The 20,537-nt window shown below is 55.1% G+C and carries 18 protein-coding genes; 15 read left to right on the top strand and 3 right to left on the bottom strand.

Going from position 1 to position 20,537, the window contains the following annotated elements:
* Positions 1-6: 6 nt before the first annotated feature.
* From HGKM_RS05260 to gltS, 5 genes are all read left to right on the top strand, one after another.
* Entirely contained in the window at positions 7-789 is a 783-nt protein-coding gene (locus tag HGKM_RS05260; protein ID WP_019134301.1) for an acyl-CoA dehydratase activase, read from the top strand.
* A gap of 105 nt (positions 790-894) precedes the next feature.
* Complete coding sequence (locus tag HGKM_RS05265) at positions 895-1,149, top strand: OadG family protein (RefSeq protein ID WP_019134302.1); 255 nt, start codon at positions 895-897, stop codon at positions 1,147-1,149.
* A gap of 12 nt (positions 1,150-1,161) precedes the next feature.
* Positions 1,162-1,572 carry a biotin/lipoyl-containing protein gene (locus HGKM_RS05270; protein WP_034579020.1) on the top strand — a complete coding sequence of 137 codons (411 nt, stop codon included), beginning with the start codon at positions 1,162-1,164 and terminating at the stop codon, positions 1,570-1,572.
* Between the two features lie 20 nt (positions 1,573-1,592).
* Positions 1,593-2,696 (top strand): sodium ion-translocating decarboxylase subunit beta, encoded by a 1,104-nt coding sequence (locus HGKM_RS05275; RefSeq protein ID WP_425357652.1) that lies wholly within the window; start codon positions 1,593-1,595, stop codon positions 2,694-2,696.
* Between the two features lie 100 nt (positions 2,697-2,796).
* Entirely contained in the window at positions 2,797-4,023 is a 1,227-nt protein-coding gene (gene gltS / locus HGKM_RS05280; RefSeq protein ID WP_019134305.1) for a sodium/glutamate symporter, read from the top strand.
* Positions 4,024-4,071: 48 nt separating this feature from the next.
* Here the strand turns inward: gltS and HGKM_RS05285 are convergent, their stop codons facing one another.
* The 3 genes from HGKM_RS05285 to HGKM_RS05295 are packed head-to-tail and all read right to left on the bottom strand — an operon-like array spanning position 4,072 to position 9,803.
* The gene (locus HGKM_RS05285) at positions 4,072-6,912 is read right to left on the bottom strand and encodes an AAA family ATPase (protein WP_019134306.1); all 2,841 of its coding nucleotides are present in this window, start codon (positions 6,910-6,912) and stop codon (positions 4,072-4,074) included.
* Positions 6,909-8,042 (bottom strand): exonuclease SbcCD subunit D, encoded by a 1,134-nt coding sequence (locus tag HGKM_RS05290; protein WP_019134307.1) that lies wholly within the window; start codon positions 8,040-8,042, stop codon positions 6,909-6,911. The genes HGKM_RS05285 and HGKM_RS05290 overlap by 4 nt, the downstream gene beginning before the upstream one ends.
* A gap of 18 nt (positions 8,043-8,060) precedes the next feature.
* A complete protein-coding gene (locus HGKM_RS05295; RefSeq protein WP_019134308.1) occupies positions 8,061-9,803 on the bottom strand; it encodes an Rqc2 family fibronectin-binding protein in 1,743 nt (580 codons plus the stop codon).
* 188 nt (positions 9,804-9,991) lie between these two features.
* On the opposite strand from HGKM_RS05295, the gene HGKM_RS05300 reads away from it, so the two are divergent.
* Genes HGKM_RS05300 through pknB form a run of 10 tightly spaced genes read left to right on the top strand, consistent with a single transcriptional unit; the run spans position 9,992 to position 20,536 of the window.
* Positions 9,992-10,876, top strand: coding sequence for a YicC/YloC family endoribonuclease (locus HGKM_RS05300; RefSeq protein ID WP_019134309.1), 885 nt, complete (start codon positions 9,992-9,994; stop codon positions 10,874-10,876).
* Positions 10,877-10,886: 10 nt separating this feature from the next.
* Positions 10,887-11,498: a guanylate kinase gene (gene gmk, locus HGKM_RS05305; RefSeq protein WP_019134310.1), complete on the top strand. Its 612-nt coding sequence runs from the start codon at positions 10,887-10,889 to the stop codon at positions 11,496-11,498.
* A complete protein-coding gene (gene rpoZ / locus HGKM_RS09235; protein ID WP_019134311.1) occupies positions 11,491-11,754 on the top strand; it encodes a DNA-directed RNA polymerase subunit omega in 264 nt (87 codons plus the stop codon). Before gmk ends, rpoZ begins: the two co-directional genes overlap by 8 nt.
* Positions 11,755-11,764: 10 nt before the next feature.
* Entirely contained in the window at positions 11,765-12,979 is a 1,215-nt protein-coding gene (coaBC, locus tag HGKM_RS05315; RefSeq protein WP_019134312.1) for a bifunctional phosphopantothenoylcysteine decarboxylase/phosphopantothenate--cysteine ligase CoaBC, read from the top strand.
* Positions 12,980-13,008: 29 nt separating this feature from the next.
* Positions 13,009-15,207, top strand: a complete 2,199-nt coding sequence (priA, locus tag HGKM_RS05320; protein WP_019134313.1) for a replication restart helicase PriA — start codon at positions 13,009-13,011, stop codon at positions 15,205-15,207.
* 20 nt (positions 15,208-15,227) lie between these two features.
* A complete protein-coding gene (def, locus tag HGKM_RS05325; RefSeq protein ID WP_019134314.1) occupies positions 15,228-15,782 on the top strand; it encodes a peptide deformylase in 555 nt (184 codons plus the stop codon).
* 27 nt (positions 15,783-15,809) lie between these two features.
* On the top strand, positions 15,810-16,757 hold the full coding sequence (gene fmt, locus HGKM_RS05330) for a methionyl-tRNA formyltransferase (RefSeq protein ID WP_019134315.1): 948 nt from the start codon (positions 15,810-15,812) through the stop codon (positions 16,755-16,757).
* A 46-nt stretch (positions 16,758-16,803) separates the two neighbouring features.
* Positions 16,804-17,841: a dual-specificity RNA methyltransferase RlmN gene (rlmN, locus tag HGKM_RS05335; RefSeq protein ID WP_019134316.1), complete on the top strand. Its 1,038-nt coding sequence runs from the start codon at positions 16,804-16,806 to the stop codon at positions 17,839-17,841.
* On the top strand, positions 17,838-18,581 hold the full coding sequence (locus tag HGKM_RS05340; RefSeq protein ID WP_019134317.1) for a Stp1/IreP family PP2C-type Ser/Thr phosphatase: 744 nt from the start codon (positions 17,838-17,840) through the stop codon (positions 18,579-18,581). The genes rlmN and HGKM_RS05340 overlap by 4 nt, the downstream gene beginning before the upstream one ends.
* Positions 18,563-20,536, top strand: coding sequence for a Stk1 family PASTA domain-containing Ser/Thr kinase (gene pknB, locus HGKM_RS05345; RefSeq protein ID WP_019134318.1), 1,974 nt, complete (start codon positions 18,563-18,565; stop codon positions 20,534-20,536). Before HGKM_RS05340 ends, pknB begins: the two co-directional genes overlap by 19 nt.
* The last annotated feature ends 1 nt before the right edge of the window (position 20,537 follow it).

A 20,537-nucleotide genomic window follows, 5' to 3' on the forward strand; every position in this document is an offset into this window, starting at 1 on the left:
GAAACTATGATCTATACCATGGGCCTGGATATTGGCTCTTCCGCCTGCAAGAGCATTATTTTAGCCGACGGAAAAGAAATCGTCGGAAAATCTTTGATCCCGGTAGGAACCGGGACCTCCGGGCCCATGCGGGCCTTTGACGGAGTCCTGGAAGATGCGGGTCTGACCATCGATGACATATCCTTTTTGTTGACGACCGGTTATGGGCGCAATACCTTTGAAAGGGCGGATGGACAGATGTCTGAGCTGTCCTGCCATGCCAAGGGGGCCAGCTATCTCTTTCCGGATGTCCAGACGGTCATCGATATCGGAGGTCAGGATGTCAAGGTCATCCAGATTTCCAATGGGGCTATGGTAAACTTTCAGATGAATGACAAGTGTGCAGCAGGGACGGGACGGTTTTTGGATGTCATGTCCCGGATTTTGGAAGTGGATGTGTCCGACCTCGACAAGTTGGCCGCCCAGTCCACAGAGCAGATCTCCATTTCGTCCACCTGCACAGTCTTTGCGGAAAGTGAAGTGATCAGCCAGCTGGCCAAGGGGGTCCATAAGGCGGATATCGCTAACGGAGTCCACTGGGCCATTACCGCCCGGGTGGTCGGCCTAGCCCGTCGGATCGGGATCCGGGACAGGGTGGTCATGACCGGTGGCGTTGCCCAGAACAAGGGGGTTGTCCATGCCCTGAGCCAGCAGCTCAAGCATGAGGTTTCCACCTCCGATCTTTCCCAATATGTCGGTGCCTTGGGGGCGGCCATTTACGCCTATGCTAAGGTCCAGGCCAAGGCCTAAAACTAAGGAACTTGAATATATGAAGGGACCGGTTCGATAAGCCGGTCCCCAAATATAGAAATTATCACTATTTATTGTTTTATGAACTGCGGAAACGAGGAAGATATGCCAAACTATACCATTGCACAGGGACTGACGACTTCGATCTTTTCGATCCTGATCGTCTTTGGCGTCCTCATCTTACTCTCCTTCATTATTTCCTTGTTGAAGTATGTTGGAAAGGAAGAAGAGGCCCCTGTCAAAAAAAGCAAGCCAAGCCCAAGTCGTCCTCAGCCGGTGGTTGAATCCAGTCCCGGACAGGACAGTGAACTGATTGCTGCCATTGTCGCCAGTTGCCTGGCCAGCGAATCAAAAAATTAGTGAGGTGAATGTATGAAAACTTTTATGGTAACTGTTGACGGTAAGAACTATGAAGTGACCCTGAAGGAAGTGGCGGAAGGCGCTGTTTCTTCACCGGCGGCCTCCGGTCCCATTTCCAGAGCTCCTGAAGCGCCCAAGCCGGTCGCACCCGCTCCCGCTCCTGCAGCACCTGCTGCTCCCGCCGCTCCGGCTCATGCCCCCACAGGCAATGGCCAGGTGGAAACTGCTCCTATCCAAGGGAAGATCCTCCGGGTCGAGGCCCAGGCCGGTGACCACGTTGAAGCCGGTGATGTGGTCATGATCCTGGAAGCCATGAAGATGGAAAATGAAATTATGGCTCCGAAAGCCGGAACCATTGGTCAAATTTTTGTGTCGGATGGAGAGACCGTTGATGCAGGTGCTGACCTTTATTCATTAGAATAGAGAGGTAGACTATGGTTGATATGCTAAAGGATCTCTTCCTATCCTCGGGGATTGCCGGGATGGATATTCGGTCCTTAATTATGATTGTGGTCGCCTGTACCTTGATCTACCTGGCTATCGCAAAGGAATATGAGCCCTACCTCCTGATCCCCATTGGTTTCGGGATGCTCCTGGCCAACCTTCCCTTTGCCGGTCTGGTGGACGAGGGGGGACTCCTGGATGTCCTCTATAAGGGCGTAAGCCTAGGCATCTACCCACCCCTCATCTTTATGGGCGTTGGAGCTTCCACAGACTTCGGCCCCCTGATTGCCAATCCCAAGTCCATGCTCTTAGGCGCTGCCGCTCAGATCGGCGTCTTTGGTGCCTTCCTGGGTGCCTTGGCCCTGGGTTTCAACCCCCAGGAAGCGGCTTCCATCGGGATTATCGGTGGGGCAGACGGTCCGACCGCCCTCTACCTGACCTCCAAGATGGCTCCCCACCTCTTAGGTGCCATTGCTGTCGCCGCCTATTCCTACATGGCCCTGGTGCCCATCATCCAGCCCCCCATCATGCGGGCCCTGACAACAAAGAAGGAACGCCAGGTCAAGATGGAATCCGTCCGCGTCGTATCTAAGCGGGAGAAAATTTTATTCCCCATCATTGTTACCATCGTCGTTTCCTTGATTGTTCCCTCTGCAGCCCCCCTGATCGGGATGCTGATGATCGGAAACCTCTTTAAGGAATCGGGCGTCGTTCCCCACCTGGTCACCGCTGCCTCTGATATCATCATGTATGTGGTCACCATCCTCTTAGGTTTGACGGTTGGAGCGACCGCCACCGGGCCCTCCTTCCTGACGGCTGAAACCCTGGGAATCATCCTTATGGGCCTGGTCGCCTTTGCCATTGCCACGGCGGCCGGTGTCCTCTTCGGAAAGCTCATGTATGTCCTTTCCGGCGGGAAGATCAACCCCCTCATCGGAGCTGCCGGCGTTTCTGCCGTTCCTATGGCTGCCCGGGTGGCCCAACGGGTGGGTCAAAAAGAAGATCCTTCCAACTTCCTCCTTATGAACGCCATGGGCCCCAATGTGGCCGGCGTCATCGGTTCGGCTGTTGCTGCAGGACTCCTTCTGAATATGTTTAGTTGATCTCCATAATTTGACCTATTAAACATAAGTAAATAGAACCTGTTTGGAACAGCGACTTCCCAAGTTGCTGTTCCAAAAACTTCACTTTGAGGGAGTACATATGGTTATTGAAATGAATACGGCCAAGACAATTTTGTTAGCCGTCCTTTTAGTTTTCTTTGGGCGATACCTGCGGAAAAAAATTCCCTTTTTGGTTCGCTGGTCCCTGCCTGAAGCGGTAGTCGGTGGCACCTTATTTGCTATTTTAACTTTGATTTTATACCAGCTGAACCTGGTGAAATTCAAATTTGACACCAGCCTTCAGTCCTTCTTTATGCAGTTATTCTTCACGGCATCCGGTTTTGAAGCCTCCGGTGAACTCATCAAGAAATCTTCCGGCAAGCTCCTTATTTTCATCGTCCTGGCTGCTGTTCTGGCTGTTCTTCAAAACGCCATTGCGGTCGGCATGTCTCCTGTCGTCGGGCTGGACCCCAAGCTGGGTCTCATGTGCGGGTCCATACCTCTGACCGGGGGACACGGCAACGCCGCCGCCTTTGCCCCTCTGGCTGAGGACGCCGGGGTAACCGGAGCTGTCTCCGTCGCTGTCGCCGCCGCCACCTATGGTCTGGCTGCAGGCTCTATCATCGGCGGCCCGGTGGCAACCCGTCTGATTAAAAGATATAACCTTGCCACCCCTGTCAACCAGGAGAAAGCGGAAGCTTCCAGAGAAGCCTTCTTGGAGAACCAGGCGGATGATCAAGTTGTTTTGGACAAGAAGCGTGTGGCTTTAGCGTCCGCCATGATCTTCATCGGTCTTGGCATCGGGGCTTACCTAGCTGACCTCTTCAAGATCCTTCTTCCGAGCGTCACCCTTCCGGTCCACGTCATGGGTATGATCGGCGGTGCCATTGTCCGCAACGTCTATGATGCCATCAAGGGGACCTCCAAGGCCACCCCGGCCAAAGAGATCGACATCTTCGGTTCGGTTTGCCTGAGTATCTTCGTCTCCATGGCCGTCATGTCTATGGCCCTATGGGATCTCATTGCTCTGGCTATTCCTCTGATTCTGATCTTGGCCGCTGAAACCATCGCGACCATCCTCTTCACCTACTTTGTCACCTTCAAAGCCATGGGCTCGGACTACGATGCAGCCGTCATGGCGGGTGGTCACATCGGCTTCGGCATGGGCGCCGTTCCGGCTTCCATGGCCAACATGACAGCTGTCTGCTCGGTCTATGGATTCTCCAAGCTGGCCTTCATTATTGTCCCTGTTGTTGGAGGTATGTTCTCCAACTTCACCAATGCTGCCAACATCACTTTCTTTATGAACCTGGTCGGCATTCAGTAATATCAATGAAAAAGGACCAGGACGGGTGCTCCCGTTCTGGTCCTTTTTTTATTCCTGGTTGATGATCTGAATTTGGGATCCCTGGTTATCCGCTCTCTTGGTGACTGCGATCTGTTTGGGAATGGTTTCCTGGAGTTCACTGACATGAGAAATGATGCCCACAAGGCGGGAACCTTGGGTCAGGGATTCCAGGGCGGCTATAGCCTGCCTTAGAGTCTCTTCATCGAGGGACCCGAAACCCTCATCCACAAAGAGGGCATCCAGCTGGATTCCGCCGGCCCAGGCTTCCACCTCCTCTGAGAGGCCAAGGGCAAGGGAGAGGGAGGCAATAAAGGTCTCCCCACCGGACAGGGACTTGACAGACCGGACCGACCCGTTGGCATGGTCGATGACCGCCAGGTCCAAACCCGACTGGGACCGGAGGTCCTGGGGGTCCTCCTGGCGGATGAGGTCATATTGGCCGGAGGTCATCTGGGAGAAGTGGAGGTTGGCCCGGTCCAGGATCCGGTCAAAGAACCGCATTTGTACGTAGGATTCCAGGCTGATCCTGGCCTTTCCGGGAATCTGACCGTTAGCGGTGGCGGAAAGAGGCTGGAGGAGGGTCCATCTTTCTTCCGTGGCCTTGAGCTTATCCAGGACACTTCGAATCCTTTCTTCCGACTTCCGGTTGGAAGTCAACCGATAGCGGATTTCCTCAAGATCCTTCCTGGCCTCAGCCAGGTCTTTTTCCATTTCCCTTTCTTCAACCAGGGCCTCCTCCAAGGGGTCTTGGCAGAGGGCCTTCCTTCTTTTTTCCAGGGACTGGATCTGTCCGATCAATGACTGAATTTGTTTTTCCAAATCATGTAGGCCTTCTCGATTTTCCCGGACTTCCTTTTCATAGTTTTGGACGTCCAACTTGCCTTTATCCAAGGCGTCTTGTGCTTGCCTTTGGCTGGGATAGGGGAGGGATTCTAGGCCTTCCCTGATTTGGTCTTCCAGGTTTTGGACCTGGATCTTGAGGGTCATGACTTCTTCACGCTTTGAAGCAAGCCGGGTCCTGGTTTCTTCCGATTTTTTAAGGATAAGGGGGATCTCCTTCCGAAGATTTTCTTGGTCCCGAATTTCCCGGTCCAATTCCTTTTCCTCAACCCGGCCTTTTTTCAGCTCCTCTTCGGCATGGGAATGCAGGGACAGGATCCGGTCCAGGTCATGGTTGAGATGACTTTCTCTGTCCTCAAGGGAATCCCCTCCGGCTAAGGAAAGGCCCAGGTCCTTTGCCAAGTCCCGGTAGGCCTTCTCTTTTTCCCGGTCCTCGGCACGGAGGCCGGCCAATTGGGAAGCCGACTGACCAGCCTCATCCTGGGCCTCTTTGGCCGATTGGTCTGCCCGGTCCACCTCCTCTTCCCGGGGAGGGTCCTGGGTCAGGCTAGCCGGCCGGGGGTGGTCTCTGGACCCACAGACCGGGCAAGGATCCCCCCGGGCCAGGTCACGGGCCATGAGTCCGGCCTGGGCGAGGCGGAAGGCCCGGCGGAGGGAGACGGCATCCTCATAGGCTCGACCGGCCTCCTTTTCTTTTCGAAGGTAGGATTCTTGAGCCACCCGGATTTCTCCTGCCAGATCCATCCTCTCTTCCACCAAATCCTTGAGCCGGTCCAGTTTTTTCAGGCTCTCTTCTTCTTTTTGGCTGGCTTGGCCCAGGTCCCTTTTCTTTCGGTAAAGGTCAGCCAAATCCTTTTGTCGATCGGCCTTCTCCTCCCTTTCCCGGTCCAGCTCGACCAGCTTATCTTCCTCCTCATGGAGGATTTCTTCCAAACCCTCCAGCTGAGCCCGGTCCTTAGACAGGCCCAAATCTTTTTCTTTCCATTTTTCATAGGCGGGGAGGAGGTTTTCCAGGCGGTTGTTTTCCATGAGGAGGCGGTCAAAATCTTCTTTTTCTGCATCCAGCTTATTCAGTTTATCTTCTAGAAGGACCTTATCTTGCTCTTTTTCTTCTACGGCTTCTTGAATACGAAGGGCCTCCTCCCGGTTTTTCTCCCTCTCCCGGATTTGGAGGATCCGGGCCTGGATCCTTTGGACATTTCCCTCCCTGACTTGAACCAATCCTTCAACTTGAGCCAATTCAGCCCGGTCCTCTTCCTCTAAAAAAGAAAGGAAGGAGAGGAGGTCTTTTTCATCGAAAGGGCTCTCCTTAAAGGAGTCCAAGCGGACTTGTTTGGAAGGGAAAAGAGGGGTCATTTTATCACCGGAGGGGTCATGGTCGATGACCAGGAGCCCTTCAAGATATTGGTGGAGACGGTTTTCTTCTTCCTTTCTCTCTTGGACCAGGTCAGCCAGGTCTTCCTTGACCAGGTCTTGGAAGCGACGGAAGGGGTCAGTGTGGAAGAGTTTGCGGAAGATCTCCATCCGGTCCTTGGTCTCTGCAAAGAGGAGCTTGCGGAAGTCTCCCTGGGCGATCATGGCAATTTGGGCAAACTGATCCCGGTTGACCCCCAGGAGCTCCTCAATATAGGAGGTGATCTCGCTGGTCTTGGCCATCAGCTTGCCGGAAGGGAGAGTCAGGCTGGCCCTGGTAGGCTGGAAGGTGGTTCCCTGGCCTCTTTTTTTGGGTCGCTCATAGGCCGGGGACCGGATGATCCGGTAGATTTTATTTTTATAGGAAAAAGTGAAGTCCACAAAGGTCGGGCATTCCGGGTCAGCATAGGTGGACCGGAGCATGGAGGGGTCACGGTTGTCCCCGGAGGCCTGACCGAAGAGGGCGAAGGAAATCCCATCAAAGAGGGTGGTCTTCCCCGCACCGGTATCCCCGGAAATCAGATAGAGACCGGAAGGACCCAAGCGGCTGAAATCAAGATGGCATTTCCCGGCGTAGGGACCGAAGGCGGATAGGGTGAGTTGAAGGGGTTTCATTGGTCCTCCTCTCCGATGCGCTTGAAGACCTTTTCCACATAGGCCTTTTGGTCAGGGGACAGGGGCTTACCGTTTTGACTCTCATAAAAGCCGGAAAAGAGGTCAAGATTCGAAAGGTCTTCCCGGACCTTGTCGTCGACAAAGGATTGATGGCGGGTCCGGCGATTATCCAAATCCAGCCGCATGATCCGGGGGTAGGCCTTCCTCAGCTTGGCCAGGGCCATGGGAGGCGTCTCTTCATCAGTCAGGATGGCCCGGATGTAGTCCTCTTTTTCCGGTCCGGAGGAGGGGGCAGACGCTAAGAGGTCGTCCAGATTCCCCCGGATTTCCCGGAGGTCATGCCTGGGAATCAGGGGAAGGGTCCATACCTGGACCGTCCCCTTTTCTTCCAGGTTTACAACAGTGACGGACTTGACCTGGTTCTTCTCTGAAAAGGAATACTTGAGAGGGGATCCCGCATAGCGGAGGCAGGGGCTGAGGATATTCTGGGGGCCATGGATGTGGCCTAAAGCGACATAGTCAAAAGCCTCAAAGACGGAAGCGGAAACATTATCCGACCCGCCAACAATGACCCGCTCGGAATCCGACCGCTCCGCCCCGGTCACGAACTGGTGGGCCACCAGGAGGTTTCTTTCTCCGGAATCAATGGAAAGATGGGCGATGGCGGATTCGACAGCCTGGGTGTAGGAGGTGATTTCTTCCTCCGGAAATTGGGCTTGGACCAAACCGGGTCGGAGGTAGGGGAGGAGGTGGATATTGAGGGGACCATGGGAATCCTCCAGGACATAGGGAGCTTGGGGGCCTTGGTAGGCTGGGGCGATGTGGAGGCCTTCCCGGGACATGAGGCGGCTCCCAAAGGCCAGCCTTTCCGGAGAGTCATGGTTGCCGGGGATCATGAAGACATGGTCCACCCTTTGGGTCAGGTCCACTAAAAACCGGTCCAGGAGGTCCACCGCTTGGGCGGATGGGGTGGATTTGTCGTAGATGTCACCGGCCAGGAGGATGGCATCCGGCCCCTCCTTTTCGCAGAGGTCGAGGATTTGGCGGAGGATGTCTTCCTGGTCCTCCAGCATGGAAAAATCGTGGACCCTTTTTCCCAGGTGGAGGTCAGCAAGGTGGAAAAATTTCAAGGCAGACTCCCTTCAGGGCTATTCGACCCGGTCCAGTTTGGGCCGGGCTTGGGTATTGACCAGGATGGTGGAAAAATCATTGTAATAGATCATGCCGGGCTTGGCCCCCTTGGCCTTGTAGACATTCTTTTTCTCGGTATAGTCCACGCTGACCTTTCCCTCATCGCTTTGGGCGGAATGGCTAGCGGCCAGCCAGGCGGCTGCTTCCAGGTCCTCTTCTTCCGCTTTCTGTCCGGAGGGGAGGCGGAGGATGACATGGGCCCCGGGGATGGCCTGGGCATGGAAGAAAATATCTTCTTTATTGGCTAGCTTGAGGGTCAGGGCATCATTTTGTTTGTTATTTCGGCCAACATAAATATCCAGGCCATTCTCGGTCCGGAAGTGGTAGGGTGGCTTGGACCGGGGAGCCTTATCCTTTTTCCCCTTCTTCCTTTTCTTGAGGAGACCCTGGTCGACCATCTCCTGGCGGATCTCTTCCAAGTCTTCCATGGAGTCAGCATGGTCCAGCATGGTGGCCAACTGGCTCAGGTAGTCCAAGTCTTGTTTTACTTGGGGGATGGACCGGGAGAGGAGGAGGTTGGCCCTCTTGAGCTTGGAAAACTTGTGGTAGCGGCTTTCCACATTCTCCCAGGGGTCTTTGCTGGCATCCAGTTCAATGGTCCGGGGGACATCACCGTGGTAAAAGTCGGGGACGGTAATGGACTTGTCTCCTTTTTTGATCCGGTGGACCTGGCCGGCCAGAAGGTCCCCTTCCTCCTTGAGAATGTCCCGGTCCAGGGTCTTTTTATAGTCCTCTTCCTGGCGGAGGAGCTTTTTCTCCCCCTTTTCCATGGGCCCTTTCAAGAGGGCCTGGAGGTTGGACTTGACCTGGCCTACCTGGTCATCTCGGCCGAAGTGGGAGAGATAGTCATCCATAACTCGGGACATGGAGGGAGAACTTTGGTCAGCTGGCCCTAGATAGGTTACCGGGAAGGCGTGATAGAGGCTCTTGGAACCCAGGTAGAGGGAGGGGGAGAAGGATCCCTGGCGGATGTCCCGGACCCGGTGGTCGAAGACCTCCTGGATCCTGTCCATTTCTTCCTTTGTGATTTGCCCAAGCGGGCAGTCGGGGTCCATGCCGGATAAAAATAGGATTTCCCGGGCAGCCAGGGGGGAAAATCCGGTTAGATTACGGATGAAGATCTTGTTGGCCTGGGCTGATTTCGGCATGTCCTTGGCCAGGTCCTCCAGGAAAATATCCTCTTGTAAAATATCCAGCTTATCCGAGAGAAAGATTTCGTAGGCCTTTCCGGGGAAGACCTGTCGAACCCGGGACATATGGCGGGAAACCCGTCGAATGGCATCGACAACCTGGCCTTCCTCGTCAACTAGGATGAGGTTGGAATACTTGCCCATAAATTCGCCAACTAAGGACAGGGTCACCCTTTCGCCCAAATCCCCTGATGCAGAGAAGACCAGGCGGACCGTCCGGTCCATTCCTTCCTGGCGGATGTCCTCGATTTTTGCAGAGGCCAGGTGCTTCCGGAGGACCATGCAGAAGTCGGGAGGGCTGGTGGGATTTTTATATTTTTTTTCACTTAAAAAAAGGCAGGACTTGGAGGGGTCTGCCGAAAGGTAGAGCAAGTGGTTTGACCGGTTGGCGTAGATGGAAAGGGTCAGGGTGGAAGGCCCCACCTGGTTGATCTTGCGGACCAGGCCGCCCAGGATTTTTTCCCGCAATTCCAAGACCACCGCCCGGCATGTGATTCCGTCAAAAGTCATAGGATCTCCTTTTCTAGTCTTTCTCCCATTATATCATGTGGCTAACCGGCTCATAGGGGATGAGGGGAAGAGGAAACACGAAGAAACAAAAAAGAAGAGAAGGAAAGTATTACAAAAATGTATTATTAACTGGAAAAGATCCCCTCCATGCTTTAGGCTTAAAGTACAATTGATCAAAGGAGGAAACCATGCTTTCCATGACCGGTTACGGGAAGGCTGCCCAATCCCTTGGCAACCTTCGCCTTGAAGGAGAAATCTCCACTGTCAACAACCGTTTTTTAGACCTCTATATCCATCTACCGGACCCACTCCGGTTTTTGGACCCCCTCCTCCGCAAGGAGGTAGAGGGGAGGATTCACAGGGGGAGGGTTAACCTTACCTTGACCGACCTCTCCCAGACCCTGGATGCCGGCTACCGGGTCAACCAGGAAGCTCTCTTCCAGGTGGCCAAGGACCTGGAGGATTTTACGGAGGAATACCTATCGAGTGAAGGGGGCCCCATGCTTCGCTTGGATGAACTGGTCAAACTCCCCGGCATCATGGTCCCCTGCCCGCCCGCTATTGATGAGGAATCCTGGCAGACCCTGGCCATGGAAGTCGTGGACCGGGCCCTGGACCGGGTGGAAGACCTCCGGGCTAAGGAAGGGGAGAGGTTACAAAACAATCTCTTAGAAAAGCTGGATAAGCTGGAGGATTTGGTCAACCGGATAGAGGAGAGGGCACCGGACCTGGTTCAGGAAGAGAAGGACCGACTCAACAAGAGGGTGGAGGACCTTCTCTCTGAAAAGACGGTCCTGGACCAGGGGAGGCTGGAAAATGAAGTGGCCCTCTTTGCCCAGAAAGCAGCCATCGACGAAGAAATTGTCCGCCTCCGGAGTCACATCAAGTCCTTCCACGATACGGTCAATAAAGAAGGGCCGGTCGGAAAGACCTTGGACTTCATCGTCCAGGAAATGAACCGGGAGGTCAACACCATCGGGTCCAAGTCCAATGATGAGGCCATCCGATCCTGGACCATTCAAGGAAAAACGACCATCGAAGAAATCCGCGAACAAATTCAAAATATCGAATAAGGAGGATGCCATGCGAAGAAAAGGTCACCTGATTATCGTCTCCGGACCCTCCGGAGTCGGCAAGGGGACGGTGTGTGCAGAGATCATGCGCCAACGCCCCTCCCTCAAGCTATCCATTTCGGCCACCACCCGGCCCAAACGCCCCCATGAGCTTTCCGGAGAGAGCTACTTTTTCTACTCTATGGAAGAATTTCAGGACCTGATTGATCAAAACAAGCTGATCGAATTTGCCAAGGTCCATGGAAACTTCTATGGAACACCCAGGGATTATGTCATGGACAACCTGGAAAAGGGAGAGGATGTTATCCTGGAGATCGACGTCCAAGGGGCCATGCAGGTCAAGGAAAACCTGGATGAAGGGGTCTTTATCTTCCTTCTTCCGCCCCGGGTCAAAGACCTGGCCGACCGCCTCCACAACAGGGGGACAGAAGGGGAGGAAGAGATTGCCCTCCGTCTGAAAAATTCGGAAGGAGAATTGGCCAATCTTCATAATTACGACTACGCCGTGGTGAATGATGAGGTGGAGAAGTGCGCAGAAACCATCCTCCATATCATTGATGCAGAAAACCAGCGAATTGATGCCAGTTTAATGAAAAAATACCGGGAGGAATACCATGATTAACCCATCCTTTAAAGAATTAGCCCAAATTTCCAAGTCCCGCTATGACATCTGTGTCATGGTCATGAAGCGGGCTCGCCTGCTCACGGACGGGTCGGAGCCCCTGGTCAAGTCCACGGGGAAGAAGGCCTGCACCGTTGCCCTGGATGAGATCATGCAGGGGGCTGTGGTCAAGAAGGAACAGGACCCGGGTCAGGAGGAAAATGTCCAGGATAACCGCCTGATGGAAGAAATTGCAGAACACGAGGTCATGCGCTAAGGAGGGGACCATGAACCGGCTTCAAGGAAAGAAAATCCTGGTTGGGGTCTCCGGTGGAATCGCCATCTACAAGACCCTGACCCTCTTATCTCTTCTAAATAAGCAAGGTGCCCAGACCCGGGTGGTCATGACCGAGGGGGCCTGTCAGTTTGTGACCCCCTTAACCTTTCAGACCATGTCCAAGAACAAGGTTTACAAGGACCTTTTTTCGGAGGAGGACCACTTTATCCCCCATATTGACTTGACCCGCTGGGCGGATGTCTTCCTGATTGCTCCGGCGACGGCGAACATCCTGGCCAAGATGGCCCGGGGGATTTCCGATGACCTCCTCTCTTCTACCGCCCTGGCAGCCCATTGCCCCGTCCTGGTCTCACCGGCCATGAATGTGGTTATGTACCGAAATCCGGCTACCCAGGAAAACATCCAAATCTTAAGGGACCGGGGGATCGGGATCATTGAGCCCGACTCCGGCCTCCTGGCCTGCGATGAAAAAGGAGAGGGGCGGATGCCCGAGGCAGAGGATTTGGCCCGGGTTCTTGAGGATTTCTTTGCGCCGAAGGACTTGGTCGGGACTAAGATCCTGGTGACGGGGGGACCGACCCGGGAGATGATTGACCCGGTCCGCTTCATTTCCAACCGGTCTTCCGGCAAACAGGGGATTGCCATTGCCCGGGAGGCGGCAAGGCGAGGCGGGGAAGTGACCTTTGTCCATGGCCCCCTCCAAGCCCCTGTCCCCAAGGGGGTGGAGGATGTCCCCGTCACTTCCACGGAGGACCTCTACCTGGCTTTGAAAGATCGCTTCGATGGGGCCCAGGCGTTGATTATGGCGGCAGCACCGGCGGATATGACCCCGGTCCACTACCTGGACCAGAAGATGAAGAAGGAGGGAAAAAGCGGGAGCTTTTCCCTGGAATTTAAGGAGACCACGGACGTCCTCAAGACCTTGGGCGGTCAAAAAAAAGACCAGGTCCTGGTGGGCTTTGCGGCGGAGACCCAGTCCGTCGAGGACTATGCCAAGAAAAAGCTCAAGGAAAAGAATCTGGACTTTATTGTTGCCAATGATGTTTCTGCCCAAGGAGCCGGTTTTGCGGGGGACACCAATATCGTGACCATCTTCACGAAAAAGGACCGGGAAGACCTCCCCCTTCAATCCAAGGAGGAAGTGGCCCGGGAGATCCTGGACCGGGTAGTTGGCCTTCTTCAGGAAAGGGAAGCCGGAAAATAAGAGAGAAGATGAGGGGAAAGGAGGGGGTTATGAATAGTTTCTTTGTCCGGGTCCTGGTTAATTCCGGAACCCGGATGACCGACAAACCCTTTACCTATGCCCTTCCTTCGGACTTGGAAAAAACCGTGAAAAGGGGGTCAGCTGTCTACGTCCCCTTTGGTCGGGGGAACCGAAAAACTCCGGCCATGGTCCTGGAGGTGACAGACCGGGTCCCCGACTTCCCCACAAAAGAGGTGATCCGGAAAATCGAAGAACTCCCTGATCTTCCCGAGGAAGCCCTGGCTATCGCTCAGTTTCTGGTTGAGACGACCTTGTCCGACTGGGCTTCCGCCCTCCAGTCCGTCCTTCCTCCCGGAGCCATCGGCGAATTTGTCCCCAAGATCCGGTCTTTCTACCGGCTGACGGAGGAGGGGAAGACCTCTTCGGTCCCTCCGAGGGCCCACCGCCAGACCAAGGTCATGGATTACCTGAGAAAGGAAGGGGAGGAGGAGCAGGTTGTCCTTTTGAAAGCGACCGGGGCCTCATCATCCACCTTGAAAGCCCTTCTGGAGAAGGGGTGGATCGAGAAGGCAGACCGGCGGGTGGCCCGGAGAGAAGTGGAGGTCGGGGGGAGGGACCCCATGCTCCCTTTGACCGGAGACCAGAAGAAGGTCTTCGACCGGATTGTCCGGGAGAGGGGGACCTACCTGGTTTGCGGGGTGACCGGGTCGGGGAAGACGGAGGTCTACCTCCAACTGGTCGACAAGGTCCTCCGTGAGGGCAAGCAGGCCATCGTCCTGGTCCCGGAAATATCCCTGACGCCCCAAACCATCGCCCGCTTCGAGGGGCGGTTCGGTCGCCGAGTGGCTATCCTCCACTCACGCCTCTCGACTTCCGAACGCTATGAGGAGTGGGAAAAGATCCGGGAGGGGGAAGTCTCCATCGCCATCGGGGCCCGGTCGGCCATCTTCGCCCCCTTTGAAAACTTGGGGTTAATCGTGATCGACGAGGAGCATGAAGGCTCCTATATTTCCGAGAAAAATCCCAAATACCACACCTACGACATCGCCCGCTTCCGGACAGATTACCATGGAGCCAGCCTTGTCTTAGGGACAGCCACCCCCTCTATCCGGACCCTTTACCGGGTGGACGAGGGAGAGATCACTCGACTGGACCTCCCTAATCGGGTCGGCAGCCGGTCCATGCCCAAGGTCCAGCTGGTGGATATGAGGGAGGAACTTAAAGCCAACAACCGGACCATGTTCTCCCGCCCCCTTTACCGGGCCATGGACCAGGCCCTGAAAGAGGGGAACCAGGTCATCCTCTTCCTCAATAAGCGGGGCCATACCTCCTTCGTCTTCTGCAGGTCCTGCGGTTACGTTTACCGCTGTGATGCCTGTGATGTGGCCATGACCTACCACAAGGGGCGGAAGCGGTTGGTTTGCCACTATTGTGGGCGGGAGAAGGTCCTGGGTAAGAAATGCCCCAATTGCGGGTCCAACGCCATCCGGGATTTCGGCGCAGGAACCGAGCAGTTGGAAGAAGAGGTGCGAAGACTCTTCCCCGAGGCGAGGGTGGTTCGGGCCGATGCTGATACCATGACCCGAAAAGGGGCCTACGACCGGGTCTACCGGGATATGCTGGCCGGAAGGATCGACATCCTCCTGGGGACACAGATGATTGCCAAAGGCTTCGATTTTCCCCGGGTCACCGTAGTCGGTGTTATGGCAGCGGATATTTCCCTCAACCTTCCTGATATCCGGGCCAACGAGCGAACCTTCCAGCTCATCACCCAGGTGGCCGGCCGAGCAGGGAGGGGAGACCAGCCGGGTCAGGTTTTTATCCAGACCTATAAAAGCGACCATCCCGCCATTGTGACAGCCGCCCAATATGATGTGGATGCCTTCTACCAGTGGGAAAAGAAGATCCGGGCCATGAACCACTACCCTCCCTTCAGCCGGGAACTCCACATCCGGATCACCTCCCCTGACCGGGCGGCCCTTCTTGACAAGGCTTATGACCTACGGGCTTTTATAGACAGCCGCCTGGGACGCTTGGAGGAAGGTCAGGTGGAAGGCCCGACCCCCTGTGTCATCGAGCGGATGAACCGGCGTTACCGTTTCGGCATCATGGTCCGGTCAAGCAAACAGGAGGATCTGAGGGGTCTAGGGAGGGAGATCCTGGATGCTTTTCCCTCCACGCCCAAAATCAACATTGTCCTTACCATGGACCCTGTGTCCATTTTTTAAACATAGAAATGAGATGAGATATGGCTTTCATGAATTTGCGAATCGAGGGCGATCCCATTCTTCGAAAGAAGTCCCGCCCTGTCAAAGAAATCAACGACCGGATCCGGAAGATTTTGGATGATATGGTGGAGACCATGTACAAGGAAGAGGGAGTTGGTCTAGCTGCTCCTCAAGTGGGGAAACTCCGCCGGATGGTGGTTATTGATGTGGGCCAGGGGCCCATCAAAATGATCAACCCGGAAATTATTGAACGGTCGGAAATATTGGAGGAGGATGTGGAAGGTTGCCTTTCTTTACCCGGCTTCAACGGGACAGTTCTTCGTCCGGAGGAAGTCCGACTCCGCTATACGGATGAGATGGGGGAGGACCATGAGGTCCAGGCCCGGGGACTTTTTGCCCGCTGCATCTGCCATGAAATCGACCATTTGGATGGGATCCTCTTCCGTGACCGGGTGGTGGAAGAAATCAACCTGGCCAATCCTACCCCAGAACAGGTGGATTATCTGAAGTCCCATGGAATCCTCCAGGACCAATCCGATGATGGAGAGAGTTCGGCCAGCCTGGCCGAGGAGTAAGGGTCTTTGCCCATAAGGAGGGTGAAATTGAAAGTTGCATTTTTTGGATCACCGGTCTATGCCCTTCCCTGCCTGGATGCCCTGGTTGAAGAAGAGGACATGGACCCTGTATTAGTCGTCACCCAGCCGGACCGGATCCGGGGCCGGAAGAAGGAAAAAACACCGACCCCGGTCAAGGCTTATGCTTTGGATCATGGTCTGGAGGTCATCTCTCCCGAGGATGTCAACAGCCCGGAAGCGATACGCAGGATCAAGGAGGCCGATCCGACGGTTTTGGTGGTTATCGCCTATGGTCAGATGATCGGCAAGGAGCTCCGCCAGACCTATGGGGAGGATATCCTCAACCTCCACGGGTCCCTCCTGCCCAAGTACCGGGGGGCTTCGCCCATCCAGGCCGCCCTCCTAAACGGGGAAGAGGAGACCGGGGTCTCCGCCATGATCGTTCGAAAGGGCCTGGATGCGGGAGAAGTTCTGGCCCGGGCAAGGATCAAGATCCATGAGGAGGACGATTTGGAGAGCCTGGAGGACCGCCTATCCCTCCTTTCCGCCGATCTGATGGTGGAGGTCCTCCGGGATTATGAGGGCTATTTGGAAGTTAAGGAGGACCAGAATGAAAGCCTGGTGACCAAGACCCGGAAGGTGACCAAAGAAGATGCCTACCTGGATTTCACCAAGCCCGCTAAGGACCTGGTTAACCATGTCCGAGCCCTAAAGAACTGGCCGGGGGCGAAGTTCGACTACCTGGGCAAGACCTACAAGGTCCATGGAGCCTCCGCCCTGGAAGGGGCCGGCCCGGAAGAGCCCGGGACCTTGGTTTCTGTTGAGAAAAATGGCCTGGGGGTGAGGACCGGAGAGGGAATTTTTCTTATCACCTCCCTTCAAGCACCTGGAAAGAAGGCCATGGCGGTAGGGGATTTTCTGAACGGAAATCCCTTGGAGGCGGGGGTCCTCTTTCAGGGAAAAGGTCAGGACTAGACCGAGGAGAGGGGCCGGATCGATAAGGTTGGAGAAAGGAGGAAGGATGGAAAGAGGAATCAATGGAATGAGCCTGGAAGAACTGGAGGCGCTTCTCAAGGGACTGGGTCAAGCGCCTTTTCGGGCCAAACAGGTCTTCCATGCCCTCCATGCGGAAGGCTTGGATTCCCTGGATGAGGTGACCACCCTCCCCAAGGCCTTAAGGGAGGTCTTAAAAGACTACCCTTTACGGACCGTTAAGGAAGTCAACCAACTCCTTTCCCGGGACGGTTCCCGGAAATTCCTTTACGCCCTGGAGGATGGGAATACTGTGGAGACAGTCTATATGCCCTATCCCGACCGGACTACCCTTTGTATTTCTTCCCAGGTGGGCTGTAAGATGGGCTGTAAGTTCTGTGCCTCTACCAAAGCCGCCTTCGCCCGAAACCTTCAGGCGGAAGAAATTCTCAGCCAGGTCTATCAGACGGAAAGAATCACAGGAGACCGGGTGGACCGGATTGTCCTCATGGGGATCGGGGAACCCCTGGATAACTACGATGAAGTGGTTCGCTTTCTCCGCCTCATTACCGACCCCAAGGGAAAAAACTTGTCCGCCCGGGCTATCACCCTCTCCACCTGTGGTCTGGTCCCCCGGATTTATGATCTGGCGGAGGAGGGGATTCCCATTAACCTGGCCATCTCCCTCCATGCCAGCTCCGATGAGGACCGGCGGCGGACCATGCCCATCGCCAACCGCTACTCGATTCAGGAGATCATCCGGGCCTGCATGGCCTATTTTGAAAAGACGGGACGGCGAATTTCCCTGGAATATGTTTTAATAGAGGGAGAGAATGACCGCCCCCAAGACCTGGACGCCCTGGCCCGCCTCTTTAAAGGGCCCATGTGGCATATTAACCTCCTCCCCTTGAATCCTATTAAAGAATACAAGGGGAGGCCCAGCGGGGAGGAGAGGATCTTCGCTTTTGAGGAAGCCCTCCACAGGCGGGGCATCCATGCCAGTATACGCAGGAAACGGGGAGAGGATATCGACGGGGCCTGTGGCCAGCTTCGAATCCTCTACCAAGGGATGGGAGGACCATCATGAACACCTACTCGCTCACCGATAAGGGACTCCAAAGGTCCAACAACCAGGACTCCTATGTGAACTATTTTTCTTCCCGTCTGGCCCTTTTCGTGGTTTGCGATGGAATGGGGGGCCACCGGGCCGGGGACACGGCATCCAAACTGGCCAGTGAAACCATCCAGGAATTTCTCATCTCCGCCAAGGAGAGGACTGATTACGAAAAGATGGTGGTTGAGGCTGTGGAGGCTGCCAACAAGGCGGTCTATGACCTGGCCAAGACCAACCCGGACTACTTCAATATGGGGACAACCTGCGTACTTGTCCTGGTCCATGAGGGAAGGGCCATCATTGCCCATGTGGGGGACTCCCGAGTCTACCTCATGCGGGACCGGTCCCTCCGCCAACTGACCGAGGACCACTCCCTGGTTCAAAAGCTCATCAACCAGGGACTCCTGACCGAAGAAGGAGCCCGCCACCACCCTGAACGTTCCACCCTGATCCGGGCGGTGGGAACGGATGAGAGGGTGGAGGTGGAGCTGGACTACCTGGACCTGGAAGAGGGGGATACCGTCCTTCTCTGCAGCGACGGTCTAACCACCATGGTGGAAGACCAGGAGATTTTAGATCTTTTACTAACGACAAGCGAGGCCAAGGATCAAGTGACCGGTCTCGTACAGGCCGCCTTAGATAGAGGGGGAGCCGATAATATTACGGTGACTGTATTTGAATATAGGAGAGCGACATGGACCAAGTTTTATTAAACAACCGTTACCGAATCCTCCAGAGGATTGGGGTTGGCGGCATGGCTTATGTATACGAGGCTGAAGATATCCTTTTAAAGAGAAAGGTAGCCGTCAAGGTTTTAAAAAACCAATATATTGAGGACGAGGAATTCGTCCGGAAGTTTGAAAATGAGGCCCTGGCCGCCGCTTCTCTATCCCACCCCAACATCGTCAATATCTATGATGTCGGCAGCGAGGAGATCCAGGGACAGAAATATCACTATATCGTTATGGAGCTCATCGAAGGATCCACCCTAAAGGATGCCATCGCCGCCCAAGGGCAGATGGACTCCTCAGTGGTGGCCCGGATCGGGAGCCAAATTGCCATGGCCCTCCAATGTGCCCATGACCACAACCTGGTCCACCGGGACATCAAACCGGCAAACATTCTGATCATGAAGTCCGGGGATATCAAGGTCGCTGACTTCGGGATTGCCCGAATTTCCTCAGCCTCCACCGTTACCTATACCAACTCCATCCTGGGGACGGTCCACTATATCTCTCCGGAGCAGGCCAAGGGACGGTTTACCGACTTCAAATCGGATATTTATTCCTTGGGTGTGGTCATGTATGAGATGGCCACCGGTCAGGTGCCCTTTGATGCGGATAACAGCGTGGGGATTGCGATCAAGCATATCCAGGAAAGCCCCGTCCCTCCCATTGACCTTAACCCGGACCTGTCTCCGGCCCTCAACCGGATTATCCTGACCTGTATGGAAAAAAATCCGGAAGACCGGTATGCCTCCGCTTCCGACCTGGTGGGGGATCTGAAGAATTTCAGGAACCTTTCCAACCGGGATACCGTCTACATGAAAACCCCGCCACCCATGCCGAACTACCGGCCCGAGGACCACAAGCCGGCGCGGAAAAAACATCGGGAAGTGGTCTATGAAAGCAATCCCAGCCACCCGGTGGAGGAAGAAGAGAAGAAGTCGGGCTTCCCCTGGTTTGCCCTGGTCTTGGTCGCCGTGGCCGTCGCCACCGTTCTTCTGGTCACCACCATCCTCGGAGGGCAAAACGCCAACCGCCTGGAAGCCAGCCAAACCCGGGTTCCTCCCGTGATCAACTTATCGGTGGATGAGGCCATGGATCTTTTGAAAAATAATGACCTCCTGGGCGAGGTCGTGGAGAGAACCTATGATGACAAGACGGATGAGGGTTTAGTCATGGAGCAGTCCATCAAGTCCGGAACGACGGTGGACAAGGGAACCAAGGTGGAACTCAAGGTTTCCCAGGGGAAAAACACCCTCCCCATACCGGATGTGACCGGGTCCAGCCAGGAAGACGCCGCCGCCACCCTAACCAATGCCGGTTTTACCATGGGGCAGAATATCTTTGAAAATTCGGATGAGGTGGAAAAGGGCCATATCATCCGGACAGAACCTAGGGCCAATGAAAGGTTGGAGCAGGGGGGAAGGGTCAACCTGGTGGTCTCCGACGGTCCGGAGGAGAAGACCAGCAAGGTCCCCGTCCTTATTGGTGCGGACCAAAGCAAGGCCAACCAACTCCTCCAGGAAGCGGAACTCAAGCTGGGCTCCATCGAACCCAGGGAAAGCTCCTATCCTTCAGGGATCGTCATTGAGCAGTCTATCAAAGCGGGGGAGGAAGTGCCCACTTCCACCACCATTAATCTGGTTATCTCGTCCGGTCCCAAGGCAAACCCGGAGCTTAACTTGGTGGACTTTACCCTCCGGATTTATCCCCCGGAAGGGAAGGAGACTTTCAACGTTGAAGTCTTTGACTTCAAACAGAGCACGACCAAAGCCATCTTCCAGGGCAAGTTAAAGGCGGAAGATGTCAACCGGTCCGGCTACATCCCCATCCATATTCGGACAGCAGAGGACGCCGACCTCCGGATCTTCTATGACGGCAAGCCGGCCAAGGCCAATGAGCCGGGTCAGTCCAGTGGTGAACAACCCGGGAATCGCGATTAAA

The organism is Kallipyga massiliensis ph2, assembly GCF_000311985.1.
Classification (GTDB): Bacteria; Bacillota; Clostridia; order Tissierellales; family Peptoniphilaceae; genus Kallipyga; species Kallipyga massiliensis.